The 25,407-nt window shown below is 62.3% G+C and carries 21 protein-coding genes, 2 tRNA genes, 3 rRNA genes, 1 other RNA gene and 1 pseudogene; 15 read left to right on the plus strand and 13 right to left on the minus strand.

Going from position 1 to position 25,407, the window contains the following annotated elements:
* Positions 1-28: 28 nt before the first annotated feature.
* From ACWPWO_RS12440 to ruvA, 6 genes and pseudogenes are all read left to right on the plus strand, one after another.
* The gene (locus ACWPWO_RS12440; RefSeq protein WP_454006860.1) at positions 29-1,189 is read left to right on the plus strand and encodes an FAD-dependent monooxygenase; all 1,161 of its coding nucleotides are present in this window, start codon (positions 29-31) and stop codon (positions 1,187-1,189) included.
* Between the two features lie 98 nt (positions 1,190-1,287).
* A pseudogene (gene dusB, locus ACWPWO_RS12445) lies at positions 1,288-2,283 on the plus strand (tRNA dihydrouridine synthase DusB).
* Between the two features lie 52 nt (positions 2,284-2,335).
* On the plus strand, positions 2,336-2,575 hold the full coding sequence (locus tag ACWPWO_RS12450) for a helix-turn-helix domain-containing protein (protein ID WP_394061337.1): 240 nt from the start codon (positions 2,336-2,338) through the stop codon (positions 2,573-2,575).
* A 26-nt stretch (positions 2,576-2,601) separates the two neighbouring features.
* Positions 2,602-4,215 (plus strand): bifunctional phosphoribosylaminoimidazolecarboxamide formyltransferase/IMP cyclohydrolase, encoded by a 1,614-nt coding sequence (gene purH, locus ACWPWO_RS12455; protein WP_454006861.1) that lies wholly within the window; start codon positions 2,602-2,604, stop codon positions 4,213-4,215.
* Positions 4,197-4,742: a crossover junction endodeoxyribonuclease RuvC gene (gene ruvC / locus ACWPWO_RS12460; protein WP_394061341.1), complete on the plus strand. Its 546-nt coding sequence runs from the start codon at positions 4,197-4,199 to the stop codon at positions 4,740-4,742. Before purH ends, ruvC begins: the two co-directional genes overlap by 19 nt.
* 35 nt (positions 4,743-4,777) lie before the next feature.
* Positions 4,778-5,359, plus strand: a complete 582-nt coding sequence (gene ruvA / locus ACWPWO_RS12465; protein WP_454006862.1) for a Holliday junction branch migration protein RuvA — start codon at positions 4,778-4,780, stop codon at positions 5,357-5,359.
* Positions 5,360-5,410: 51 nt separating this feature from the next.
* On the opposite strand, the gene ACWPWO_RS12470 is transcribed toward ruvA, so the two are convergent.
* Positions 5,411-6,370 (minus strand): threo-3-hydroxy-L-aspartate ammonia-lyase, encoded by a 960-nt coding sequence (locus tag ACWPWO_RS12470; RefSeq protein ID WP_394061345.1) that lies wholly within the window; start codon positions 6,368-6,370, stop codon positions 5,411-5,413.
* Between the two features lie 178 nt (positions 6,371-6,548).
* Here ACWPWO_RS12470 and ruvB point away from each other — a divergent pair, with 178 nt between their 5' ends.
* Entirely contained in the window at positions 6,549-7,619 is a 1,071-nt protein-coding gene (gene ruvB / locus ACWPWO_RS12475; protein ID WP_394061347.1) for a Holliday junction branch migration DNA helicase RuvB, read from the plus strand.
* Between the two features lie 4 nt (positions 7,620-7,623).
* On the opposite strand, the gene ACWPWO_RS12480 is transcribed toward ruvB, so the two are convergent.
* Positions 7,624-8,424 carry a hypothetical protein gene (locus ACWPWO_RS12480; RefSeq protein ID WP_454006863.1) on the minus strand — a complete coding sequence of 267 codons (801 nt, stop codon included), beginning with the start codon at positions 8,422-8,424 and terminating at the stop codon, positions 7,624-7,626.
* Positions 8,425-8,514: 90 nt separating this feature from the next.
* Positions 8,515-9,573, minus strand: coding sequence for a dihydroorotase (gene pyrC / locus ACWPWO_RS12485; RefSeq protein ID WP_394061351.1), 1,059 nt, complete (start codon positions 9,571-9,573; stop codon positions 8,515-8,517).
* A 344-nt stretch (positions 9,574-9,917) separates the two neighbouring features.
* Between pyrC and ACWPWO_RS12490 the strand changes: the two genes are divergently transcribed.
* The 3 genes from ACWPWO_RS12490 (at position 9,918) to ACWPWO_RS12500 (ending at position 12,341) form a co-directional block, all read left to right on the plus strand.
* Complete coding sequence (locus ACWPWO_RS12490) at positions 9,918-10,196, plus strand: SWIB/MDM2 domain-containing protein (protein WP_454006864.1); 279 nt, start codon at positions 9,918-9,920, stop codon at positions 10,194-10,196.
* Positions 10,197-10,326: 130 nt separating this feature from the next.
* Entirely contained in the window at positions 10,327-11,757 is a 1,431-nt protein-coding gene (locus tag ACWPWO_RS12495) for a cryptochrome/photolyase family protein (RefSeq protein WP_454006865.1), read from the plus strand.
* The gene (locus ACWPWO_RS12500; protein ID WP_454006866.1) at positions 11,754-12,341 is read left to right on the plus strand and encodes a hypothetical protein; all 588 of its coding nucleotides are present in this window, start codon (positions 11,754-11,756) and stop codon (positions 12,339-12,341) included. Before ACWPWO_RS12495 ends, ACWPWO_RS12500 begins: the two co-directional genes overlap by 4 nt.
* A gap of 99 nt (positions 12,342-12,440) precedes the next feature.
* On the opposite strand, the gene ACWPWO_RS12505 is transcribed toward ACWPWO_RS12500, so the two are convergent.
* The 6 genes from ACWPWO_RS12505 to ACWPWO_RS12530 form a co-directional block, all read right to left on the minus strand.
* Entirely contained in the window at positions 12,441-12,806 is a 366-nt protein-coding gene (locus ACWPWO_RS12505; protein ID WP_454006867.1) for a DUF4870 family protein, read from the minus strand.
* A gap of 434 nt (positions 12,807-13,240) precedes the next feature.
* Positions 13,241-13,353: ribosomal RNA gene (gene rrf / locus ACWPWO_RS12510) — 5S ribosomal RNA — on the minus strand.
* 180 nt (positions 13,354-13,533) lie between these two features.
* Positions 13,534-16,416 (minus strand): 23S ribosomal RNA (locus ACWPWO_RS12515).
* A 374-nt stretch (positions 16,417-16,790) separates the two neighbouring features.
* Positions 16,791-16,866 (minus strand) — tRNA-Ala (locus tag ACWPWO_RS12520).
* Positions 16,867-16,876: 10 nt separating this feature from the next.
* A tRNA-Ile gene (locus tag ACWPWO_RS12525) sits at positions 16,877-16,953 on the minus strand.
* A gap of 90 nt (positions 16,954-17,043) precedes the next feature.
* Positions 17,044-18,580 (minus strand): 16S ribosomal RNA (locus ACWPWO_RS12530).
* The 16S, 23S and 5S rRNA genes sit together here with 2 tRNA genes alongside, the layout of an rRNA operon.
* 1,038 nt (positions 18,581-19,618) lie before the next feature.
* Here ACWPWO_RS12530 and ACWPWO_RS12535 point away from each other — a divergent pair.
* The 4 genes from ACWPWO_RS12535 to ACWPWO_RS12550 all read left to right on the plus strand — a co-directional run bounded on the left by ACWPWO_RS12535 (position 19,619) and on the right by ACWPWO_RS12550 (position 23,016).
* Entirely contained in the window at positions 19,619-20,593 is a 975-nt protein-coding gene (locus tag ACWPWO_RS12535) for a sulfurtransferase (protein ID WP_454006868.1), read from the plus strand.
* A gap of 34 nt (positions 20,594-20,627) precedes the next feature.
* On the plus strand, positions 20,628-21,734 hold the full coding sequence (locus ACWPWO_RS12540) for a YeeE/YedE family protein (protein ID WP_454006869.1): 1,107 nt from the start codon (positions 20,628-20,630) through the stop codon (positions 21,732-21,734).
* A 10-nt stretch (positions 21,735-21,744) separates the two neighbouring features.
* Positions 21,745-21,909, plus strand: coding sequence for a hypothetical protein (locus ACWPWO_RS12545; RefSeq protein ID WP_454006870.1), 165 nt, complete (start codon positions 21,745-21,747; stop codon positions 21,907-21,909).
* 138 nt (positions 21,910-22,047) lie between these two features.
* The gene (locus ACWPWO_RS12550) at positions 22,048-23,016 is read left to right on the plus strand and encodes a nucleoside recognition domain-containing protein (RefSeq protein ID WP_454006871.1); all 969 of its coding nucleotides are present in this window, start codon (positions 22,048-22,050) and stop codon (positions 23,014-23,016) included.
* A gap of 25 nt (positions 23,017-23,041) precedes the next feature.
* Here ACWPWO_RS12550 and msrA read toward each other — a convergent pair whose 3' ends face one another.
* Both msrA and ACWPWO_RS12560 read right to left on the minus strand, forming a co-directional pair.
* Positions 23,042-23,566: a peptide-methionine (S)-S-oxide reductase MsrA gene (gene msrA / locus ACWPWO_RS12555; RefSeq protein WP_454006872.1), complete on the minus strand. Its 525-nt coding sequence runs from the start codon at positions 23,564-23,566 to the stop codon at positions 23,042-23,044.
* On the minus strand, positions 23,563-23,934 hold the full coding sequence (locus ACWPWO_RS12560; protein ID WP_454006873.1) for a c-type cytochrome: 372 nt from the start codon (positions 23,932-23,934) through the stop codon (positions 23,563-23,565). The genes msrA and ACWPWO_RS12560 overlap by 4 nt, the downstream gene beginning before the upstream one ends.
* An 81-nt stretch (positions 23,935-24,015) precedes the next feature.
* Between ACWPWO_RS12560 and lgt the strand changes: the two genes are divergently transcribed.
* On the plus strand, positions 24,016-24,804 hold the full coding sequence (gene lgt / locus ACWPWO_RS12565; RefSeq protein WP_454006874.1) for a prolipoprotein diacylglyceryl transferase: 789 nt from the start codon (positions 24,016-24,018) through the stop codon (positions 24,802-24,804).
* A gap of 51 nt (positions 24,805-24,855) precedes the next feature.
* On the opposite strand, the gene ssrS is transcribed toward lgt, so the two are convergent.
* Together ssrS and ACWPWO_RS12575 are read right to left on the minus strand one after the other, a co-directional pair.
* A non-coding RNA gene (gene ssrS, locus ACWPWO_RS12570) (6S RNA) lies at positions 24,856-25,039 on the minus strand.
* Between the two features lie 56 nt (positions 25,040-25,095).
* Positions 25,096-25,407, minus strand: a complete 312-nt coding sequence (locus tag ACWPWO_RS12575) for a cell division protein ZapA (RefSeq protein WP_394061375.1) — start codon at positions 25,405-25,407, stop codon at positions 25,096-25,098.

Consider the following 25,407-nt stretch of genomic DNA (forward strand, 5'->3'; position numbering starts at 1 on the left):
ATTGCTCCGCCGTCGTCACGAGGTCCCCATGAACGCCACCGACTTTGATATCGCCATCTGCGGCGCCGGCCCCGTCGGAGCCGCCCTGGCGCTGCTGCTGGCCAGCCAGCACTCCGATCCCTCCCGGATCGCCGTCCTGGGCAAGAACTTCGATCTCGCGGCCACGGACCACGCGCAGGGCGACCCGCGCACCCTGGCTCTGAACCACGGCAGCCGCCGCCTCATCCTGAACCAGCTCAGGGCCTGGCCCAGCCGGGCCGCCCTCATGCGCACCGTGCATGTATCCCAGCAGGGCCGGCTGGGGCGCTGCCTGATCCAGGCCGACGAGCTCGGGGTGCCCGACCTGGGCGCCGTGGTGCACTACGACGATCTGCTCTGGAGCCTGCACGCCCGCCTGCGCGACAGCGGCGTGACGCTGGCGCCCGCCCCGGCCGCCCAGGCGCGCCCGGCTCCCGGGCGCATGCTGGTGCAGCCCGACGCCGGCCAGTCCTCCGCCCTGCTGGCCGTCCAGTGCGACGGCGCCCGTCCCGCCGGCGTGCGCCGGGAATACGGCCAGCACGCCCTGCTGACCACCGTGCGCGCCGGCCGGCCTCAGGACGGCTGGGCCTACGAACGATTCACCGCCAACGGCCCTCTGGCCGCCCTGCCCCATCCCGACGCTCCCGACCTGTACGGCATCGTCTGGTGCAATTCGCCCGAACGCAGCCAGATGCTGGCCGAATTGCCGGCCGCCGATTTCCAGTCCGCGCTGATGCAGGCCTTTGGGGAACGCCTGGGCGTACTGGAACCGGTCTCGGCGCGCCATCTGTTCCCCCTGGCCTTCCATGCCGGCCCCAGCCGGCTGGCCGAACGCCTGCTGGCGGTGGGCAACGCCGCCCAGACCCTGCACCCGGTGGCCGGCCAGGGCCTGAACCTGGGGCTGCGCGATGTGGCGCAATTGGCACAAAGCCTGGCCGCCTGGCAAGCCGACTGCCGCCAGGATCCCGATCCTTTCCTGGCCCGCTACGCCCGGCTGCGGCGCCCCGACCGCTGGCTGACCGCCGCCATCACCGATACCCTGCCGCGCCTGTTCGCCACTCGCAATCCGCTGGTGCAACACGCCTGCGGACTGGGACTGCTGGCCATGGACACCCTGCCCCTGGCGCGCAGACCCTTCGCGCGCCAGCTCCTGCAGGGCCTGCGAGCCTAGCCCGCCCGGGGGCGCCCGGGCCAGGAGCGCCGCCTGCCGACTAAGCTCATGCAAAGTCTTCTCCCACAGAGCGGGACGGGAAGGTTAAAATCCCCTAAATGCGCATTGGTTCCTGGACCCTTCCCAATCCTATCTTCATCGCCCCCATGGCTGGCGTCACGGATCGACCTTACCGTCGGCTGTGCAAGGCGCTGGGTGCGGGCTACGCGGTATCCGAAATGGCCGCCAGCAACAAGCGCCTGTGGGACAGCGTCAAGACCTCGCGCCGCCTGAACCACGACGGCGAAATCGACCCTGTGGCGGTCCAGATCGCCGGCTCAGACCCCGAAATGATGGCCGAGGCCGCCGTCTTCAACATAGGCAAGGGCGCCCGCATCATCGACATCAACATGGGCTGCCCCGCCAAGAAGGTGTGCAATGTCGCCTCCGGCTCGGCCCTGCTGCGCGACGAAGCCAGGGTGGTCGACATCCTGGAACACGTTGTCAAGGCATGTACTCCCCACCAGGTTCCGGTTACACTCAAGACCCGCACCGGCTGGGACGCGCAATCGCGCAATGCTGTGCGTATCGCCCGGCTGGCCGAAGACATCGGCATCGCCGCTCTCACCCTGCACGGCCGCACTCGCTGCGACTTCTACCAGGGCCAGGCCGAATACGACACCATACGCGAAGTCAAGAACAGCATCTCTATTCCGGTCATTGCCAATGGGGATATCGATAGTCCCGAAAAGGCCAAATTCGTACTAGAGTACACCGGAGCGGATGCCGTCATGGTAGGTCGGGCGGCCCAGGGACGACCCTGGATCTTCCGGTAAATCCTGCATTACCTCGAACACGGCACGCACCGCGCTGCCCCCACGTTCGGGGAACTGCGCGACTGCATGGTCGAGCACCTGGAAGATCATTACGCCTTCTATGGGCAGCACACTGGTGTACGTACTGCCCGCAAGCATATTGGCTGGTATCTGTCCGGCATGCCCGATGCCGAACGCTGGCTGGGACGCATCAACCGCATTGAATGCTGCACCGAACAACTGCAGACCATAAAACTATGGTTCGACGAATGCGACCTCGACCAGCCTTACCAGGGATAGGGCGTCGCAAGCAGCTCTTTTGTATTTAAGCAACGTATACCTTCAGAAAAAAATGTCTACGACCAACCCACTCGAACAGTCCGTACGTGAGCGCCTGGAACGCTATTTCGCCGACCTGGGCGACTCCGAGCCACGCGACATGCTGTCGATGGTCATCTCCTGCGTGGAACGGCCCGTTTTGCAGGTTGCCCTGGAAAAATCCGCCGGCAACCAGTCCAAGGCCGCGGAAATGCTGGGCATCACGCGCAGCACGCTGCGCAAGAAGCTCAGCGCCCACAACCTGCAACCCTGATTCCTAACCCTCAAGCCTCACCTTCCATGAAAATCCAGACAGCTCTTCTTTCTGTCTCCGACAAAACCGGTATTGTCGAATTCGCCCAGGCGCTGGCCCAGCGCGGCGTGCGCCTCTTGTCCACCGGCGGCACCGCCAAGCTGCTGGCGCAAGCCGGCCTGAACGTCACCGAAGTGGCCCAGCACACCGGCTCGCCCGAGATCCTGGACGGCCGCGTCAAGACGCTGCATCCCAAGATCCACGGCGGCCTGCTGGCCCGCCGCGACAGCGCCGAACACCTGAAGACCATTGAAGAGCACGGCATCGATCGCATCGATCTGCTGGTCGTCAACCTCTATCCGTTCCGCGAGACCATCGCCAAGCCCGGCTGCACCTTTGCCAACGCCGTCGAGAACATCGACATCGGCGGTCCCGCCATGCTGCGCGCCGCCGCCAAGAATCACGGCACGCCGGAAGGCGGCGTGTGCGTGGTCATAGACCCGGCCGACTACGAGCGCGTGCTGGCCGACATCGACGGCCCCGCCGGCCACCCCTCCTACGGCCTGCGCCTGGAGCTGGCCGCCAAAGTCTACGCCCACACGGCTTCCTACGACGGCGCCATCGCCGCCTACCTCACCAGCCTGGCGCAGGCCGAGCCCGCCCAGGAAAGCGCCCCCGAGCGCGCCGAATGGCCGCGCGTGCTGACCATCCAGGTCCGGCAGCAGCAAACCCTGCGCTACGGCGAGAACCCGCACCAGTCCGCCGCCTTCTACGCGGATGCGCAGATCGGCGCCGGCCTGCTGGGCCGCTACCGCCAGCTGCAGGGCAAGGAGCTGTCCTACAACAACATCGCCGACGCGGACGCCGCCTGGGAATGCGTGCGCAGCTTCGATGCCGGCGCCTGCGTGATCGTCAAGCACGCCAATCCCTGCGGCGTGGCCCTGGGCGAAACCGCCGAGCAGGCCTACCGCAAGGCATTCCAGACCGATCCCACCTCCGCCTTCGGCGGCATCATCGCCTTCAACCGTGAAGTGGACGAAGCCGCGGCCCAGGCCATCAGCAGCCAGTTCGTGGAAGTGCTGCTGGCGCCCTCCTACACCCAGGGTGCCCTGGACGTGTTCGCCGCCAAGAAGAACGTGCGCGTGCTGACCGTGGACGCGGGCGACGCCCACAACGCCTTCGACGTCAAGCGCGTGGGCGGCGGCTGGCTGGTCCAGACGCCCGACACCTTCCGCGACAATGTCCAGGCCTTCAAGGTCGTGACCCAGGTGCAGCCCACCGCCCAGCAGATGCAGGATCTGCTGTTCGCCTGGAACGTGGCCAAGTACGTCAAGTCCAACGCCATCGTGTTCTGCGGCCAGGGCATGACGCTGGGCGTGGGCGCCGGCCAGATGAGCCGCGTGGATTCCGCCCGCATCGCCTCCATCAAGGCCGAGAACGCCGGCCTGTCCCTGGCGGGATCCGCCGTGGCCTCGGACGCCTTCTTCCCGTTCCGCGACGGCCTGGACGTGGTGGCCGAAGCCGGCGCGACCTGCGTGATCCAGCCCGGCGGCAGCGTGCGCGACGATGAAGTCATCGCCGCCGCCAACGAGCGCGGCATCGCCATGGTCCTGACCGGCACGCGCCAGCTTCCGTCCCTGACATGCGCATCCTGGGCATAGACCCTGGCCTGCGACGCACCGGTTTCGGCGTGATCGACGCCCAGGGGCCCAGGTTGAACTACGTCTCGAGCGGGACCATCGTGGTCCCGGCCGACCTCCCCCTGGCTCAGCGGCTCAAGCTCATCCTGACCCACATCGCGGAAGTCATCGAACAGAGCAGGCCGGACACCTCCGCCATCGAGAAAGTCTTCGTCAACAGCAATCCCGCCTCCACCCTGCTGCTGGGTCAGGCCCGCGGCGCGGCTTTGTGCGCCCTGGCCGTGGGCGGCCTGGACGTGCACGAATACACGGCCCTGCAGATCAAGAAAACCGTGGCGGGCAACGGCCATGCCGCCAAGGAGCAGATCCAGCTCATGGTGCAGCGTCTGCTGCAGCTCAACGGCCTGCCGGCGCCGGACTCGGCCGACGCCCTGGCCTGCGCCATCAGCCATGCACACCATGCCAGCGTGCTGGCGGGCCTGCAGAAGAGCGGCGTGCTGGCCGCCGGTCCGCGCCGCCGCATCCGCGCCGGCAGGGTATTGGGCTAGGGCCCGCCGTCACCCCCTGAACCAGAGGTATTTCCATGATAGGACGCATCCGCGGAACCCTGATCGAAAAACAACCGCCCACCATCTGCGTGGATGTGGGCGGCGTGGGCTACGAGATCGACGTGCCCATGAGCACGCTCTACCAGATGCCCGAGCTGGGCGCGCAGGTCAGCCTGTTCACGCACCTGGCCATCCGCGAGGACGCCCATGTGCTGTTCGGCTTTTCCAGCCTGTCCGAACGCAGCACCTTCCGCGCCCTGATCAAGGTCACGGGCATCGGCGCACGCACGGCCCTGGCCCTGCTCTCGGGCATGAGCGCGGACGAGCTGGCCGACGCCGTCACCCGCCAGGAAAGCGGCCGCCTGGTCAAGATTCCAGGCATAGGCAAGAAGACCGCCGAGCGATTGCTGCTGGAGCTGCGCGGCAAGCTGGGCGCGGACCTGGGCGGCAGCGCCGTGAGCGGCGCCGCCCCCAGCAGCCGCGACGACGTGCTGCACGCCCTGGAAGCGCTGGGCTACTCCAGCAAGGAAGCCGCCGTCGCGGTCAAGGCTTTGCCCGAAGGCATCGACGTGTCCGAAGGCATCAAGCAGGCGCTCAAATCGCTCTCGCGCGGCTGAAGCGAATCGGCCCGACGCAGGCGGGCCGCAACAGCTCTCCTGCCCGGGCGCTCAAGCCAGCAGACGGCCCAGTGCGCCCACGTCCACGTTGCCGCCGCTGATCACCACACCTACCCGCCGCCCCTGCAGATTGGCCTGCCGCATCACGGCAGCCGCTCCCAGACAGCCGGTCGGCTCCGCCACGATCTTCATGCGCTCGGCAAAGAAACGCAACGCGTCCACCAGTTCCGGATCGGTGGCGGTGACGATGTCGGCCACGTGCCGGCGGATGATGTCAAACGTGATGGGCGCCAGGGCCTGGGTCAGGGCCCCGTCCGCGATCGAGGACGGCGGCGCGATCTTGACGATCTCCCCGCGGCGCAAGGACTGCTGGGCGTCATTGCCGGCCTGGGGCTCGACGCCATACACCTTGCAGTCCGGAGCCATCGCATGCGCGGCCAGCAGGCAGCCCGACAACAGGCCGCCGCCGCCCAGCGGCACGTACAGTTCCTGCAGGTCGGGCACGTCCTCCAGGAGTTCGCGCGCCGCCGTGCCCTGCCCGGCAATGACGTCGGCATGGCCGAAAGGCGGAATCAGCGTCAAACCCTCACGCTCCACCAGCTCCTGGGCGATCTGCGCCCGGTCCTGCGTCAGGCGGTCGTACTCCACCACGTTGGCGCCATAGCCGCGCGTGGCCGCCAGCTTGGCGGCGGGCGCATCGGAATTCATGATGATGGTGGCCGGCATGCCCAGCAAGCGAGCGGCCAGCGCCACGGCCTGGGCATGGTTTCCGGAAGAAAAGGCCACCACGCCGGCGCGGCGCTGCTCGGGCGAGAGACTGGCCAGCGCGTTATAGCCGCCGCGGAACTTGAAGGCGCCGATGCGCTGGAAATTCTCGCACTTGAAATAGACTTCGCCGTTCAGGCGCTGGTTCAAGGTGGAGGACGTCAGCACCGGCGTGCGGTGGGCCACGGGCTTGAGGCGCTGCGCCGCCGCCAGGACATCGTCAAAGGTCGGCATGGTAGAGGACATGGGTAAAATCTCTTCTGGGGACATCGACCCTTCATTATGCGGGAACAGCACGGCTCGCGCCTAGCCTTGCCGGCCCGGGAACCGCGGCGGGAGCGTGCGGGCATTCATTCGTCCCGGCCTATGTCCGGCCAGGGTCCGCATGGTGTACCATACTGTATATTCAATCAGCCTGAACACCATGGCCATTCACTCCGATTCGCTCTCCAGTCTGCCGTCCGAGCAGCGCATCATCACGCCCAAGGCCCTGTCGCCCAACGAGGAATCCATCGAACGCGCCCTGCGCCCCAAGATGCTGGACGACTACGTGGGCCAGGCCCGCGCACGCGAGCAGCTGGAAATCTTCATCGCCGCCGCCCGCCAGCGCCGCGAGGCCCTGGACCATGTGCTGCTGTTCGGCCCGCCCGGACTGGGCAAGACCACGCTGGCGCACATCATCGCCCACGAAATGGGCGTGAACCTGCGCCAGACCTCCGGTCCCGTGCTGGAGCGTCCAGGCGACCTCGCCGCCCTGCTCACCAACCTGGAACCCAACGACGTTCTGTTCATCGACGAAATCCACCGGCTATCGCCCGTGGTGGAAGAAATCCTCTACCCGGCGCTGGAGGATTTCCAGATCGACATCCTGATCGGCGAAGGGCCGGCCGCGCGCAGCGTCAAGCTGGACCTGCAGCCTTTCACCCTGGTGGGCGCCACCACGCGCGCCGGCATGCTCACCAATCCCTTGCGCGACCGCTTCGGCATCGTGTCGCGGCTGGAATTCTACGGCGTGGACGATCTGGCCCGCATCGTGGCGCGCAGCGCCGGCCTGCTCAATGTGTCCACCACCGACGACGGCACCTACGAGATCGCCCGCCGCTCGCGCGGCACGCCGCGCATCGCCAATCGCCTGCTGCGGCGCGTGCGCGACTACGCCGAAGTCAAGACCGGCGGCGTCATCCACACTGAATGCGCGCAGGCGGCGCTGGCCATGCTGGAAGTCGATCCCCAAGGCCTGGACCTGATGGACCGCAAGCTGCTGGAGGCCATCGTGCACAAGTTCGACGGCGGCCCTGTCGGCGTGGACAGCCTGGCGGCCGCCATCGGCGAAGAACGCGACACCATCGAAGACGTCATCGAGCCCTACCTGATCCAGCACGGATTCCTGCAGCGCACGCCGCGCGGCCGCACCGCCACGCTGAACACCTGGCGGCACCTGGGCCTGACGCCGCCGCGCAACAGCGGCCCTCAGGATCTGTTCGACCCCGCCTGATCCTTCAACGACGAGCCCAGGGCCGAAGTACCAGGCCCAGGGTGATCGACATGGACACGCCCGCCGCCAGCAGCAAGGCCAGGGGCCAGGCCATCTGCTCCACTGACAGCGCCAGCACGGTGCAGAAACCCGCCAGGCTGGTCGTGCCCAGCAGGGCCGAGCGCAAGGTGGCGATCACGCTGCCCGCCCCCATCTTCTGGTGTATCGTCACCGCCACCACGGTATAACCGATGGGAAAAGCCAGCAGCAGGCCCGAACCGCTGGCGCCCAGCCACTGGCTGGCCGTGGTCACGAACGCCACCAGCACGCCTGCCAGCGCCCCGCGCAACAGCAACAAGCCCCAACCCGCCTTGCCTCTGGCCGCGGCCGCTGCCGACGCGGCCCCGCGCCCCAGGCGCACGCAGCCTGCCGTGACCAGTGCGAACACCGCCAGGCCCAGCCAGGGTTGCGCGGGCAGGAAGGCCAGCAGCGCCGCCGAAGCCAGCCAGGTCAGCACGGCGCAAGCCAGCGTGCGCCAGGGCGTCAAGGTACGCGCCGCCAGGATGTAGGCCAGCACGAACAGTTGCGTGGCGCACAATGAATACAGCGCATAGGATGCGGCCTGATGCACAAAGGCCGCCGGAAACTGCGCCGCCAGAAAATAGAACCCTGGCCCCAGCACCATGGGCAAGCCGGCCAGCGCTCCGCCGATCAGGGGGCCGAAGGCGCCCACCGACCACGACACCATCACCACCACCAAAGCCGTGGCCGTCATTCTGATGAGCAGCGCGGGCCACGAAATATCCGCAAATAAGGTATCCAGCATGCTGTATCCGTAGGAGAAACCGCTCCGTGATATGGAAAAAGAAGGCGCGCGGCATGCCGCGCGCCTGCAATTTCCGCTGCACGGAAGCGATCAGGCCACCACGCTCCAATCCAGCGATTGACCGGCGGCCAGCGGCACCAGCGGATCTCCGGCCATATCGACGGAATCGGGAATGGCGAACTGGCCGCGCTTGAGGGTCAGGCTGCCTTCGTTCACAGGTAAGCCATAGAAAGCCGGTCCATTCAGGCTGGAGAACGCCTCCAGCTTGTCCAGACGGCCCACCTGATCAAAGGCGGTGGCGTACAGCTCCATGGCGTGCAGGGCCGTGTAGCAGCCGGCGCAGCCGCAGGCCTGTTCCTTGCGGCTGCGGGCATGAGGGGCGCTGTCCGTGCCCAGGAAGAAGCGGCCGCTGTCGCTGGTCGCGGCTTTCAGCAAGGCCTGACGATGTGTTTCCCGCTTCAATACGGGCAGGCAGTACCAATGCGGCTGCAGGCCGCCCTGGAACAAGGCGTTGCGGTTGTACAGCAGGTGGTGCGCGGTAATGGTGGCGGCGACCGGGCCCTCGGCCTGGCTGACGTAGGCTGCGCCATCGGCCGTGGTCAGGTGCTCGAACACCACTTTCAATTCGGGGAAGGCCTTGCGCATCGGAATCATGACGCGCTCGATGAACACGGCTTCGCGATCGAACAGGTCCACGGCGGGATCGGTGACCTCGCCGTGCATCAGCAAGGGCATGCCCACTTCCTGCATGACTTCCAGGACCTTGCTGCACTTGCCCAGCAGGTCGGTCACGCCGGCATCCGAATTGGTGGTGGCGCCGGCCGGATACAGCTTGACCCCGTGCACCTTGCCGCTGTCGCGGGCGCGGCGCATCTCGTCGGGGTCGGTATTGTCGGTCAGGTACAGCGTCATCAGGGGCTCGAACCCTGAATGCACGCCCGTCTTTTGCAAGGCGGCCAGGATACGCTCGCGATAGGCCAAGGCCAGCGCCGTGGTGGTGACCGGCGGGGTCAGGTTCGGCATGATGATGGCGCGGCCAAACTGCGCGGCAGTGTGGCCTACGACGGATTCCAGCACCGCGCCATCGCGCAGATGCAGATGCCAGTCGTCGGGACGGCGAATTACAAGGGTATCCACGGTAGGGCTCATAACTAGGCTCAAAAACGGGCGATCCCGTCCTGCCGGCAGCGCCAAACAGGGCGGGCGGCGCTGGCGCACCGCCGGGACTCGCCTTTTGGGTATCGAATCCATCATTATGCTACAGGCATCCGCCATACGCATGCCTTGTCCCTTCACGCCGAGGCCCGGCTGGCGCTCGGCGCCGCCAGCAAAATCCGCCGCGCCGGTCCAGCCGGGGAAAATCCCCTCGCAGCCCCGGTTGCCTTAGGAAACAAATGGCTTGGATTTCCTGGAAGGATCACGGTATGCTGACAGCGGAGTCGTGCCCAGTCGCATATCCTGTCCTTTCAACTCATTCCTCAGGAGTTCTGTTCATGGCCAGCACTGAAAAAAAGCCTGCTGCTCGCAAACCCAATGCAGCCTTCATGAAGCCCCTCACTCCTAGCCCCACCCTGGCTGCCGTGATCGGTCCCGGCGCGCTGCCCCATGCCGAAGTCACCAAGAAGATCTGGGACTACATCAAAAAGCACAATCTCCAGGATCCCGCGAACCGCCGCAACATCAATGCCGATGCCAAGCTGCGTCCGCTGTTCGGCAAGGACCAGGTGTCCATGTTCGAACTGACCAAGCTGGTCAGCGCCCATCTCAAGTGAGCCGGCGGGTGCGCCGGCACCTCGCGCAGTATCAGGCCGCGCCGCTGGGACCAGCCGCGGCCTTTTTTCTTGCCCGCGCCCGAGCGCCGCTCTTCGAGTTCGCGCGGCCGCCATGCCCCGCATCTATGCCATGAGTCATTCTCTTTCCATCTGCTGGCTGCGCCGCGACCTGCGCCTGCAAGACAATGCCGCCCTGCACCACGCCCTGCGCAGCGGCCGTCCGGTTGCCTGCGTGTTCGTCTTTGACACGAGCATCCTGGAGCCGCTGCCCGCCGATGATCTGCGGGTCGCCTTCATACGCGAAAGCCTGCTGCAGGTGCAGCATGAGTTGCGCCGCCTGGGCAGCGACCTGGTCACGGCCCAGGGCGATCCCCGGCGTATCTTGCCCGAGTTGGCGCAGAACCTGCAGGCCGAAGCCGTCTACGCCAACGAAGATTACGAGCCCGCCGCCCGCGAACGCGACGCCGCCGTCTCCCAGGCGCTGGCCGCCGAGGGCCGGACGCTGCACCTGTACAAGGACCAGGTCATCTTCGCACGTGACGAGATCCTGACCCGGCAGGGCAGCCCCTATACCGTCTTCACGCCCTACAAACGAGCCTGGCTGGAACGTATAGGCGCACACGACGTGCAGCCCCACGATACGCAGCAAGGCACCTGGGCGCGCCTGCCGGCGCAGGATCTGCCCAGCCTTGCCGAACTGGGGTTTGAGCCGGGACTGGAAAAGAAACTGCTCAATCCACCCGGCCTGGCCGGCGCGCAGCAGATGCTCAGGCAGTTCGAGCCCCGGCTGCACGCCTATGCCAGCCAGCGCGACTTTCCCGCCAAGCGCGGCGTATCCTACCTGGCGCCGCATCTGCGCTTTGGCACGCTGTCCGTGCGCCAGGCCGTGGCGCTGGCCTGGCCAAGCGACTCCCAGGGCGCCGCGGCATGGCTGAGCGAACTGATCTGGCGCGAGTTCTATCAGCAATTTCTCTGGCATCATCCCGACAGCGCCACCCAAAGTTTCAAGCCCGCCTACCGCGACCTGCCCTATCCAAACCGGAAGGACTGGTTCCAGGCCTGGTGCGCGGGCCGCACAGGGTATCCCATCGTGGATGCCGCCATGCGTCAGCTTAATCAGTCAGGCTATATGCACAACCGCCTGCGCATGATCACCGCATCCTTTCTGGTGAAGGATTTGCTGATAGACTGGAGGTGGGGCGAACAATACTTTTCGCGCAAGCTGCTCGATTACGACATGGCCTCCAACGTGGGCGGCTGGCAGTGGGCGGCGTCAACGGGGTGCGATGCGCAGCCCTATTTTCGCATCTTCAATCCCGTCACCCAGTCCCGCAAGTTCGACCCCGATGGAGACTTTATTCGGCGCTACGTGCCTGAACTGGCCCGACTCGATGCCAAGGCCATTCATGCCCCCTGGCAGGCCAGGCAACTGCCGCTTGATTTCGCGCTCGGCCGGGATTATCCCTTCCCCGTCGTGGATCACGATGTCCAGCGGCCCCTGGCCCTGGCCTTGTTCCAGGTAGCGTCTCCGCAAGACAAGACAGATACGGACAGTCAATGAGGATCATCATGTCGGACAATGCGACAACCCTGAACCCACCCCACACTATCCTGGCCCTGCTTCAACATCTGCAGCTTGCTCAACCCCATGCCCAGATCGCCGTGCTGCACTTCACGGACGACGAAGCCGCCATCGGCCTGGCCCGTAAAGGGGTTCCCGTGCATATCGAGCCATTCCCCGAACTGACCTTGACGCAACTCCTGGCCACCTGCTTCGCCGGTCCCGGCACCACGGCGCTCCAGTTGGAACAAGCCATCGAAGTGGTGGAAGACGCCCTCATGCCGGCGCGGCTGGACTTGCGCCAATTCCAGGTCTTCGCCTCCGGATCGCAGGCCGGCCGGCTCATGCAATGGATCAAGGACGTAACGGGCAATGACAACCACGCCTTGAGCATCGAGAACCTGGAAACCGTTTTCAACATCTATGCGGACGCCACCGTAGGCGCCTCGTCCACGGCCAAAGCCGCTGAGTCAGCTTCGGGGCCGTCGCCGCTGGACGACAAATCGCTCGGCGCTTATCTTCTGTTGCTGCGCGAATGCCTGCATCACCTGCACGTCTCGCAGATCCAGTTGCTCTGCGACTGAGCTCTCCGGATACGGCAGCCTCTTCCGGCCAAGAAAAAGGTGTTCCAGCGAACACCTTTTCTGTCAGGGCGGCTGCGCTGTAAGAGCCAGCGTGTGCGATCAGTAATCCTGTCCCAATGCCTGGCCGCCCGCCAAGGCCAGCCAGCCCTTGATCAAGCGGTGGATGATCCACACCAGGGCGACCAAGCCTGTCACCCAGCCAATGAAAACCGCCGTGAGCAAGGCGCTGAGCACCACCCAGAGCAGCCCCCACCAAAAGGTCTTGATGATCCAATCCAGATGGCTGGCGTAAATGGTTCCGGAGGCGTCACCCCGCTTGACGTAAGCCAGGATGACTGCGGCCACCGCCGCCGCTCCGAAGAGGCCCGCACTGATCATGGCGAGGGGAGCCAGGGAATAGCAGAAGTGCGCGATCTTGCGCAGCGGCAGGACAGGTTCGAGTTCGGGGTTGACGGGCTGGTTCATTCGGTTCTCCTGAATCAAGCATTGACGACAACAGTATCAAGCCATTTTACCCGTTCTTGCTGAGCTGGCATCGTCTGTAACAACCTGCAAGCGCAACCGGGCGTTCGGTCATGGAAAGTGGCGCGATCAGCGCCGGTCTTGAGTTCAGCGGCTGGCGGCCGGGCCGCCTCCGAGGCCTGGCGCAAGCGCGGCAGGGCGCAGCAATCCGCCCGAGCGAGGGGTGGGCGTGGCGGAACATGGGATAGGCGGAGAGCGCCAGGGCATCCGAGCGGGCCGCGCCTCTTGCGGGCGAGGCGTTTGGGATGCCGCGGGCCGCGGCTCTGGCGCCCGGCACCGACGCGCGCCGGGCCGCGAAGGCGAGGGCGCTGTGCTTGGGGGCGCGTAAAAAGCAAAACCCCCGCAACGGGTGCTTGCGGGGGTTTTGACGGATAAGAGCTTGACGATGACCTACTTTCACAGACGTCCGTCCACTATCATCGGCGCGAAGGCGTTTCACAGTCCTGTTCGGGATGGGAAGGCGTGGGACCACCTTGCTATGGTCGTCAAGCGTAACTGGTTGCCGGGTCGCCTCGGGAGGCGGCCTGGCCAATATGGAAGAAGCACCGTATTCGGATCAGTACGGATCGCGAACACGTGTCTCGAAGGGTTGGCGCGCGGGTTGCGCTGCGCATTCAATATTTACGTTCTGTGGTCAACAACTTGTACTCGCTACAACCCCAAGGGTTATAGGATCAAGCCACACGGGCAATTAGTACTGGTTAGCTACATGCATTACTGCACTTCCACACCCAGCCTATCAACGTCCTGGTCTCGGACGACCCTACAGGGGGGTCAAGCCCCCGGGATACCTAATCTTCAGACGAGTTTCCCGCTTAGATGCCTTCAGCGGTTATCTCTTCCGTACGTAGCTACTCGGCAATGCCATTGGCATGACAACCGATACACCAGTGGTACGTCCACTCCGGTCCTCTCGTACTAGGAGCAGGCTCCGTCAAGTATCCAACGCCCACGGCAGATAGGGACCAAACTGTCTCACGACGTTTTAAACCCAGCTCACGTACCTCTTTAAATGGCGAACAGCCATACCCTTGGGACCGGCTACAGCCCCAGGATGAGATGAGCCGACATCGAGGTGCCAAACACCGCCGTCGATATGAACTCTTGGGCGGTATCAGCCTGTTATCCCCAGAGTACCTTTTATCCGTTGAGCGATGGCCCTTCCATACAGAACCACCGGATCACTATGTCCTACTTTCGTACCTGTTCGACTTGTCAGTCTCACAGTCAAGCACGCTTATGCCATTGCACTATCAGAACGATTTCCGACCGTTCCTAGCGTACCTTCGAACTCCTCCGTTACACTTTGGGAGGAGACCGCCCCAGTCAAACTGCCCACCATGCACGGTCCCCGATCCCGATAAGGGACCTAGGTTAGAACCGCAAACAGACCAGGGTGGTATTTCAAGGATGACTCCACGCGATCTGGCGACCACGCTTCAACGTCTCCCACCTATCCTACACAGGCCGGTTCACAGTCCAATGCAAAGCTACAGTAAAGGTTCATGGGGTCTTTCCGTCTAGCCGCGGGGAGATTGCATCATCACAACCATGTCAACTTCGCTGAGTCTCAGGAGGAGACAGTGTGGCCATCGTTACGCCATTCGTGCAGGTCGGAACTTACCCGACAAGGAATTTCGCTACCTTAGGACCGTTATAGTTACGGCCGCCGTTTACCGGGGCTTCGATCAAGAGCTTGCACCCCATCACTTAACCTTCCGGCACCGGGCAGGCGTCACACCCTATACGTCCACTTTCGTGTTTGCAGAGTGCTGTGTTTTTAGTAAACAGTCGCAGCCACCGATTCACTGCGGCCTCGTCATGCTCCGTGCGCAGGCACTTCACACTACAGAGGCATACCTTCTCCCGAAGTTACGGTATCAATTTGCCGAGTTCCTTCTCCTGAGTTCTCTCAAGCGCCTTGGAATATTCATCCCGTCCACCTGTGTCGGTTTGCGGTACGGTCTCGTAGAGCTGAAGCTTAGAGGCTTTTCTTGGAACTGCTTCCAGTCAGTTTAGAGCCGAAGCTCTATCCAGTCACACCCTTGAATTACGCACCCGGATTTGCCTAAGTGCCTTCTACGATGCGCCAACGGGGACATCCAACACCCCGATGACCTTCTGCAATCCGTCCCCCCATCGCACTCTACGACGGTGCGGGAATATTAACCCGCTTCCCATCAGCTACGCATCTCTGCCTCGCCTTAGGGGCCGACTCACCCTGCGCCGATGAACGTTGCGCAGGAAACCTTGGACTTACGGCGAGGGGGCTTTTCACCCCCTTTATCGCTACTCATGTCAGCATTCTCACTTCCGATACCTCCAGCATCCCTCACAGGACACCTTCACAGGCTTACGGAACGCTCTCCTACCATGTGTACTAACGTACACATCCGCAGCTTCGGTCTATGGCTTAGCCCCGTTACATCTTCCGCGCAGGACGACTCGATCAGTGAGCTATTACGCTTTCTTTAAAGGATGGCTGCTTCTAAGCCAACCTCCTGACTGTCTATGCCTTCCCACTTCGTTTCCCACTTAGCCATAGTTAGGGACCTTAGCTGGCGGTCTGGGTTGTTTCCCTCTTGAGTCCGGACGTTAGCACCCGGTGCTCTGTCTCCCACGCTGTACTTGTCGGTATTCGGAGTTTGCCATGGTTTGGTAAGTCGCTGTGACCCCCTAGCCATAACAGTGCTCTACCCCCGACAGTAATACGTGAGGCACTACCTAAATAGTTTTCGGAGAGAACCAGCTATCTCCAGGCTTGTTTAGCCTTTCACTCCGATCCACAGCTCATCCCCTAATTTTTCAACATTAGTGGGTTCGGTCCTCCAGCACGTGTTACCGTGCCTTCAACCTGGCCATGGATAGATCGCCTGGTTTCGGGTCTACACCCAGCGACTGAATCGCCCTATTCGGACTCGCTTTCGCTACGCCTCCCCTATTCGGTTAAGCTTGCCACTGAATGTAAGTCGCTGACCCATTATACAAAAGGTACGCAGTCACCCCCGAAAGGGCTCCTACTGTTTGTATGCATATGATTTCAGGATCTATTTCACTCCCCTTCCGGGGTTCTTTTCGCCTTTCCCTCACGGTACTGGTTCACTATCGGTCGATCACGAGTATTTAGCCTTGGAGGATGGTCCCCCCATATTCAGACAGGATTTCACGTGTCCCGCCCTACTTGTTCGACGCTTAGTTCCACGTCCTGGATTTCGTCTACAGGGCTATCACCTGCTACGGCTGGACTTTCCATTCCATTCGACTATCCAAGACGCTAAAACGTCCAGGCTGCTCCGGTTTCGCTCGCCACTACTTCCGGAATCTCGGTTGATTTCTTTTCCTCGAGTTACTGAGATGGTTCAGTTCACTCGGTTCGCCTCCACACACCTATGGATTCAGTGTGGGATACCGCATTGCTGCGGTGGGTTTCCCCATTCGGACATCTACGGATCAAAGCTTGTTTGCCAGCTCCCCGTAGCTTTTCGCAGGCTACCGCGTCCTTCATCGCCTGTGATCGCCAAGGCATCCATCATATGCACTTATTCGCTTGATCCTATAACGCTTACGGCTATAGAACCTATGAGTATACGTTGTTGCCGTTCATCAATCCTTAGCTGTCATCCCTTCCAAAGAGGGGACAACGTCTATATTTTTGAGAACTTGTTGAACATAAATTGTTCGTGTTGCAATCACAACCCGTGCATTGTCTACACCGCCTCTTGAGAGTCGATGCGTATCAGACAACACACCTTCGTTGTGCTTCTTCCAGATTGTTAAAGAGCAGATCGTGGGTCGCATAACCCAACGAGCAGCGCTCTTGCAAAAGAACGCTCTTCGTTGAATCTCGCGTCGACCAGGTGAACCCCGGGCGCGCCCCGCTCATGTCATGACGTCTAGTACTGTCGCCGTACCGCCCGGCAGGGGCGGTGGTGGAGGATGACGGGATCGAACCGACGACCCCCTGCTTGCAAAGCAGGTGCTCTCCCAGCTGAGCTAATCCCCCGAGGTAATCGTGGTGGGTCAAGTTGGAATCGAACCAACGACCCCCGCCTTATCAAGACGGTGCTCTAACCGACTGAGCTACTGACCCATCTGTCACCAGTGGGCGATACCCTATGGTCATGACCTAACTAACAGCCAATAAGTGTGGACGCTTTCGCTTTGCGGGACCTTCGCTCTGAAAGGAGGTGATCCAGCCGCACCTTCCGATACGGCTACCTTGTTACGACTTCACCCCAGTCATGAATCCCACCGTGGTAAGCGCCCTCCTTGCGGTTAGGCTACCTACTTCTGGTGAAACCCACTCCCATGGTGTGACGGGCGGTGTGTACAAGACCCGGGAACGTATTCACCGCGACATTCTGATCCGCGATTACTAGCGATTCCGACTTCACGCAGTCGAGTTGCAGACTGCGATCCGGACTACGATCGGGTTTCTGAGATTAGCTCCCCCTCGCGGGTTGGCGACCCTCTGTCCCGACCATTGTATGACGTGTGAAGCCCTACCCATAAGGGCCATGAGGACTTGACGTCATCCCCACCTTCCTCCGGTTTGTCACCGGCAGTCTCATTAGAGTGCTCTTGCGTAGCAACTAATGACAAGGGTTGCGCTCGTTGCGGGACTTAACCCAACATCTCACGACACGAGCTGACGACAGCCATGCAGCACCTGTGTTCCGGTTCTCTTGCGAGCACGGCCAAATCTCTTCGGCTTTCCAGACATGTCAAGGGTAGGTAAGGTTTTTCGCGTTGCATCGAATTAATCCACATCATCCACCGCTTGTGCGGGTCCCCGTCAATTCCTTTGAGTTTTAATCTTGCGACCGTACTCCCCAGGCGGTCAACTTCACGCGTTAGCTGCGCTACTGAAGCCTAACGGCCCCAACAGCTAGTTGACATCGTTTAGGGCGTGGACTACCAGGGTATCTAATCCTGTTTGCTCCCCACGCTTTCGTGTCTGAGCGTCAGTATTATCCCAGGGGGCTGCCTTCGCCATCGGTATTCCTCCACATCTCTACGCATTTCACTGCTACACGTGGAATTCTACCCCCCTCTGACATACTCTAGCTCGGCAGTTAAAAATGCAGTTCCAAGGTTGAGCCCTGGGATTTCACATCTTTCTTTCCGAACCGCCTACACACGCTTTACGCCCAGTAATTCCGATTAACGCTTGCACCCTACGTATTACCGCGGCTGCTGGCACGTAGTTAGCCGGTGCTTATTCTGCAGATACCGTCAGCAGCGCCCTGTATTAGAGGGCGCCTTTTCTTCTCTGCCAAAAGTACTTTACAACCCGAAGGCCTTCATCATACACGCGGGATGGCTGGATCAGGGTTTCCCCCATTGTCCAAAATTCCCCACTGCTGCCTCCCGTAGGAGTCTGGGCCGTGTCTCAGTCCCAGTGTGGCTGGTCGTCCTCTCAAACCAGCTACGGATCGTCGCCTTGGTAGGCCTTTACCCCACCAACTAGCTAATCCGATATCGGCCGCTCCAATAGTGAGAGGTCTTGCGATCCCCCCCTTTCCCCCGTAGGGCGTATGCGGTATTAGCTACTCTTTCGAGTAGTTATCCCCCGCTACTGGGCACGTTCCGATACATTACTCACCCGTCCGCCACTCGCCGCCAAGAGAGCAAGCTCTCTCGCGCTGCCGTTCGACTTGCATGTGTAAAGCATCCCGCTAGCGTTCAATCTGAGCCAGGATCAAACTCTTCAGTTTAATCTCTGTGGTTGTCCCGTCTTGCGACGAGACCGATTGTGTCTCAAAGAAAAATTCAGAGTTTACACAAGGTAAATCTTCATTTTTCGTCTGTGAGCACTTGATACAAACTTGTGGCGATTCCCATCAAGGGATTCGGCCCGCTCATGCCAAGCGCCCACACTTATCGGCTGTTAATTGTTAAAGAGCAGTGACAGTTGCCTGTCGTCCCGGCTGCCTTAGCATCGCTACATCAGCGTTGCTGTTGGAGCAGCAGAGAAACGAGATTATGAAGTGTTTCGTGCAGCGTGTCAAGCATTTTTTTTGAAGTTCGCCGGGAAGTTTTATTGACCACCCAACTCGTTCCTGCCTGACCGGAACCCAAAGCTCCGTACTGCTTGAACCCCTTCACAAGCCGCAATGCTAAATCTTCTAACTCGAACACTTAGCATTGCCGTCTCGTTTGCAGAACCTCAAACTATAACACAAGAATTTAAATCCGTGCAAGTTTTCTTTTCTGCTTCAGCTTGAACGCTTTCGGTGCGGGCCTCTGGGCCAAGGCGGTGAAAGCCGTTCAATCCGCTTGCCGCACCGCGCCGGGTAAACCCCGTTCGCTGCAGCAAGAAAGAAACTATAGCACGGCGTTTTCTCGAATGGCAAGCCTTAGTTCATGTTTTCCACGTAGTTTCCGGCCTCGACATGACCATTCAAACGCAAGTCGCTGATTCTATTGAAACTTCAAGAATGTAAATATATGTAACTAAGTCGGCGTTTTCCTTGCGGCAACTGAATCCGCTACCTACCTTCTCTCTATATATAGAGTGCGACAAGACCAGCGAGTCCAGATGCACGGCCTCCTCCCTTGTCTGCCAAGAGATAAGTCGACAATTGACCACGGACGGTATGGCGGCCGGGCATATGCAGCGGGCCGCTTTTGTTTAATCCTTAAGGAAATAAGCTAATCCCGAAAACATCGTTATTCTCTCTGCCCGGCTTTATTACCATCGTCTTATGTAATTAAAACCATGAGCACCACCCTGCTTACTATCGAGAGTAATAATGATCAAGCCCATCATCATCTCCCTGGCCCTGGCGTTCAGTCCATTGGCCGTCGCGCCGGTGTCCGCCCAGGCGGCCAGCCCCTCGCAAGTCTCACCCAGCACGGTGGGCCAACCCTTGATCTCGGCCAAGGACCTGGCCGCGCATCTGGACAAAGCAGATCTGCGCATCCTGGACATACGCTCCCCGCAGGAGTATCAGGCCGGCCACGTGCCCGGCGCCGTCAACACTCCTTATGGCGCTTACCGAGGGCCGGCCGACAATGCCGGCGCGCTGCGGCCCGATGCCGATCTGTCCGCCTTGTTCAGCAAGGCGGGCATCAGCAAGAATAGTTATGTCGTCGTCACCTACGCCGGCGCCAATCCCCCCGATTTTGGCGCCGCGGCGCGCGTCTACTGGACGCTCAAGGCCGGCGGCCTGACGCAGTTGTCCATCCTGGACGGCGGCCTGCAAGCCTGGCAGGCCGAAGGGCAGGCTCTCAGCACGGAAGCCCCCGAGGTCGCGCCGACCCAGTTCACCTACACCTATAACCAGGACATGGTGGCCAGCACGCAGGAAGTCGCCGACTACATCAAGTCCGGCCAGGCTCCCGTCCTGCTGGACGCCCGTCCAACGCCTTTCTTCAAAGGCGAAAAACGCGTCGATGCCGCCGCTCGCTACGGCACCCTGCCCGGCGCGCGTGAACTGGACTTCAACACCTTCTTCAACAGCGACAAGCCAACCCTGAAGGACAAGAGCGAAATCCTGAAGCTGGTCAAGGAACAGGGCCTGGACGACAAACCCACGGTCTCGTTCTGCAACACGGGACATTGGGCCTCCACCAACTGGTTCGTGTTGTCCGAACTGGCCGGCAATCCCAACGTGCAGTTGTATCCCGAATCCGTAGTCGAATGGAGCCGCAGCGAGCTGCCCATGGACAATCAGCCCTCGCGTTTCCAGGTCCTGAAGCTGGACGCCCAGCGCGCCTTCAACTGATCCCGGCCCACTGCACTCTTTACGTATTTTCATCATGCTTTTTCTGACACGATCGGGCTTCGTCCTGGCCGGCCTCGCATTGATCCTGGGCGTGACCCTGGTCGGCGGGCTGCGCCAGGGACTGCTGGCCCTGCTGGGCATCGGTTTTGGCGCCGTGCTCCAAGGCGCGCGCTTCGGCTTCACCACGGGGTGGCGCAACTATATAGAACGGCGCGACCCGCAAGGCATATGGGCCCAGATGCTGCTGCTGGTTCTGGCGGCGGCGTTCACGCTGCCATTGATCGCGGACAGCGGCGGCGAGCTGGTCGGCGCTGTCGCGCCGCTGACCTTGAGCCTGGTGCTGGGCGCCTTCCTGTTCGGCGCCGCCATGCAGTTGGCCGACGGCTGCGGCTCGGGCACACTGTACAAAGCCGGCGCCGGGGCCCCCATCTCCTTTGCCGTGCTGCCCGCCTTCGCCATAGGCAGCTTTTTCGGCGCTTCGCACCAGCCCGCCTGGATCGCGCTGGGGGGGCTGCCCGCGGTGGACCTGAACCAGACCCTGGGCTGGCCCGCCGCCCTGCTGCTGACGGCGGCCGGCTGCGCCGCCGTGGCCTGGCTGGTCGGCCGCGGCGCCCGCCGCCACCAGCAGAAAAATGGCGTCACGCCCGCCAAATGGGCCATGCGCTGGTGGATGGGCGCCTTGCTGCTGGCTGTCCTTTACCTGATCCACATGGTGGTAGCCGGGCAGCCCTGGGGCATCGTCTACGGCATCGGGCTATGGGGCGCCAAGGTATTTTCCGCATTGGGCTGGTCGCCGGCCGGCGACGCCTTCTGGGGCGTGGCCCCGCATGCCCAGCGCCTGGCCGAGCCCGTACTTGCCGACGTGACCTCGGTGACCAACTTCGGTCTGATCCTGGGCGCCATGGCCGCCTCCCGCTGGAACCACCCAGCCGAATTCAAGGCTCCGGCCGCACGCACCCTGTGGGTGGGCGCCGCGGCCGGCCTGGTCATGGGCTACAGCGCGCGCATGGCTTTCGGCTGCAACGTCGGCGCCTTCCTGGGCGGCATTGCCTCGGCCAGCCTGCACGGCTGGGTCTGGTTCGCCCTGGCCTTCGCCGGTTCCATCCTGGGCGTGCGCATCCGACGCCGCGTCAATCCCTGAGAGGCACCCCATGAGCAAAACCTTCTTCCGCCTGATCACCAGCGTGTTCTGGCTGCTCGTCGTCCTGCTGGTCGTCCTGGACAGCCTGCAGCCGCGCCCTTATCGCCCCGAACCGCCGCCCATCGCCCTGGGCAGCGGCCAGGCCGCCAGCGGCGGCCATTGCTCCGGTCGATGAACGCAGGATCACCGCCCCGCCCGGGGCGGTTTTTCATTGCAGGAACCACACATTCCGAAAGGCCGTCCGCAGCGCGCGCACGATGGCCCGGCGCTCTGTGCTAGCATCTGCGGAAAGTCCCCTCTGCAGTCCGCCTCCATGCTCAATTACCTACATACCACCCTGCTGCGCAGCATGCGCATGTTCTACACGGTCGCCCGCATCATGCTGCCCGTCATGATAATCGTGCGGGTCGCCGCTCAACTGGGGCTGGTGGACATGGTCGGCCGATTCATCGGCCCCTTGATGGCCCTGGTGGGCCTGCCGCCCGAGGCGGGCATCGTCTGGGCGACCACGGCGTTGGCGGGCATCTACGCAGGCATAGGCTCGCTGGCCGCCCTGGGCGACAGCCTGAGCCTGAACGCCGCCCAGATCAGCATACTGGGCAGCATGATGCTGCTGGCTCACAACATGCCGATGGAACAGGCCATCGTACGCAAGGCGGGCGCCAGCTTCTGGCTCACCGCCGGCCTGCGTCTGGGGTGCGCCGTTCTCTACGCCGCGCTGCTGGCCTGGCTCCTGTCCGCCGCCGGGCTGCTTCAGGAACCCGTTTCCCTGAGCTGGCTGTACGGCCAGGCCAGCGCCAGCCAGGGCGGCTGGGAAGGTTGGAAAGATTGGCTGCTGGGCACGGCCGGCTCCTTGCTGATGACCTGGCTGATCATACTGGGCCTGTTGATCGCGCTCTCCGTACTGGAGAAGATCGGCTTCACGCGGGTGCTGACCCGCCTGCTGTTGCCGCTGCTGCGCTTCTCGGGACTGGAGGAGCGCGTCGCCCCCACCACCACGGTAGGCGTACTGCTGGGTCTGAGTTACGGCGGCGCGCTGATCATCGACGAATCGCGACAGCAGAACTACAGCCCGCGCACGCGCTTGCTGGCCCTTTCATGGCTGTCCTTGTGCCACTCCCTGATCGAGGACACGCTGCTGATCATGGCGCTGGGCGCCAATATCTGGATCGTCGTGGCCGGCCGCATCGTGCTGACGCTGCTGGTCGTGGGCCTGATGGCGCGCCTGACCCTGCCGGGCACGCCCCTGTACCGGCGCTACCTGGCCGGCGCCGGCAGTTGAGCGCAGGCGGCTCCTGTAGAGCCGTTCATTCGAGCAGCGCCTGAAAGCGCTGGCGGAATTTGTGCAGCTTGGGCGCGATGACCATCTGGCAGTAGCCCTGGTTGGGATTGCGCGCGAAATAATTATGGTGGTAGCTTTCCGCCGGCCAGAATGTGGAACTGTCCAGGACATGCGTGACGATGGGCTGGTCGAATTCGGCCTGCAGTTCCTCGATAACCTCGAACGCCACCCGCCGCTGCTCCTCGTTCTGGCAGAATATGGCCGAAGCATACTGCGGGCCGACATCGGCGCCCTGACGGTCGGGCGTGGTGGGGTCGTGCGTCAGGAAAAAGACGTTCAGCAAATCCCGGAAAGAAATGACCTCGGGATCGAACTCCACGCGCACCACTTCGATGTGCCCCGGCTGCGTGCTGCAACCCGGCCCGCCCGTGGGCTCGCCCCCATGCCCGCCACAGTATCCCGGAACGACGGACTCGACGCCTCGAAGCGCCTGAAAGACCCCTTCCTTGCACCAAAAACATCCACCACCTAAAACGGCTGTTTCTTTCATGGAGACTCCTTCGTTGACGTGTCGGCCAGTTCCAGCAACCAGGCCGCAATGGCCCGCGCCTGTTCGGCGCTGACCCTGTTCTGCGCAGGCATGGGTATGGCTCCCCAGTTGCCCCGGCTACCCTGGCGGATCTGTCTTTCCAGATATGCCGCGGCGGCCTGCCGGTCGCCCTGCGCATAGCGCTGGGCGATTTCCTGGAATGGGGGTCCGACCCGTTTCCTGTCCACCTGGTGACAGGACAGGCATTGCGTCTGCAACAGGGCTGTAACTGATACCGTATCAGCCTTTACGCTAGGATTAAAGCCGGCCAGTGAACAAAGCACTACCAATGGTAAACAGGATGCCCAAGAAGCGGAGCGCGTCATCATCCTTCCCTTACAATTTACCGAGGCCCGGCAGTGGGCCGCATTCGAGCTATTATCTGACATTCACCTCTGTAGTGGGCAAGCATGTTGATACACCCGCAGTTTGATCCTATCGCCATACAGATCGGCCCCGTGGCGATCCATTGGTATGGCCTGATGTACCTGATCGGTTTCGGCCTGGTGTGGCTGGTGGGAACGGCTCGCATCCGCGCCGGCCAGACCGCGCTCAGCCGAAAGGACCTGGAAGACCTGATCTTCTATTGCGTCTTTGGCGTGGTGGCCGGCGGGCGGCTGGGCTATACCCTGTTCTATCAGCCTTCGTATTATCTGTCCCATCCGCTGGAGATCCTGTATGTCTGGAATGGCGGCATGTCCTTTCACGGCGGACTGATCGGCGTGCTGCTGGCCATTGCCCTGTTTGCGCGCTTGCGCCAGCGCCGTTTCCTGGAAGTCAGCGATTTCCTGGCCCCCCTGATCCCGCTGGGCCTGGCTGTGGGCAGGCTGGGCAATTTCATCAATGGCGAATTGTGGGGTCGTCCCAGCGACGTACCCTGGGCCATGGTGTTCCCCCAGGTGGATGCAACGCCGCGTCACCCCTCGCAGCTCTACGAAATGGCGCTGGAAGGCATCGTCCTGTTCCTGCTGCTGTGGTGGTTCTCGCGCCGGCCCCGTCCGGTCGGGCAGGCCAGTGCCCTGTTCCTGATCGGCTATGGCGTGTTCCGCTTCGGCGTGGAATTCACCCGCGAACCCGACGGCTTCCTGGGACTGCTGAGCGCAGGCTTGTCCATGGGACAGTGGCTGTCGGTACCCATGATCGTCGCGGGCCTGATCCTGTTCGCAGTGGCTGGGCGCCGTCGGATCCAGCATACCTAGAGGTCCTGAAAGATACGAAAAAGCCACCCGCAAGGGTGGCTTTTTCGTGGTAGGTGCCCCGCCATTGCCGTCTAGACCGGCATCCTGGAACCGGAGGTCCAAGATCGGCTGTCATCAGGCCAGCTTCGGGTTCATCGACGAGGACGATCGCTCCTACTGGCCAATCCAACAACCTGAGTGCCATAAGCATTGGTTCAAGGAATGTATGGTCGTGTCACGAACACGGCAGGGACTTACTGGTATGAAAAGCGGCTTGCCGGAAACTGCGAGCAAGCCGCCTTCAAATTCGGGCTAGCGCGGCGTAGCGGATGGACCGAGCAACTGATCAATCATGCCGTGCATGTCTTCAATTTTACGCTTGAAATCGCCAAAAGCAACATTGGCGAGCGGACCATCAGGCGCCTTGGCGGACAAAAGCTCGCTGGCGATCTGGATGGCGGCCATGACGGCGATGCGTTCATTGCCGGAAATGCGGCCGGACCCCTTGATGGATTGCATGCGCTGATCAACCAGCTTGACCGCATCGAGCAGCTTGGCTTTTTCCGAAGGCGGGCATGCCAGGGAATAATCCCGGCCCAGGATGGAGATATCGACTCGTTCCAT

The sequence above is a fragment of the Alcaligenes sp. Marseille-Q7550 genome (genome assembly GCF_965112015.1).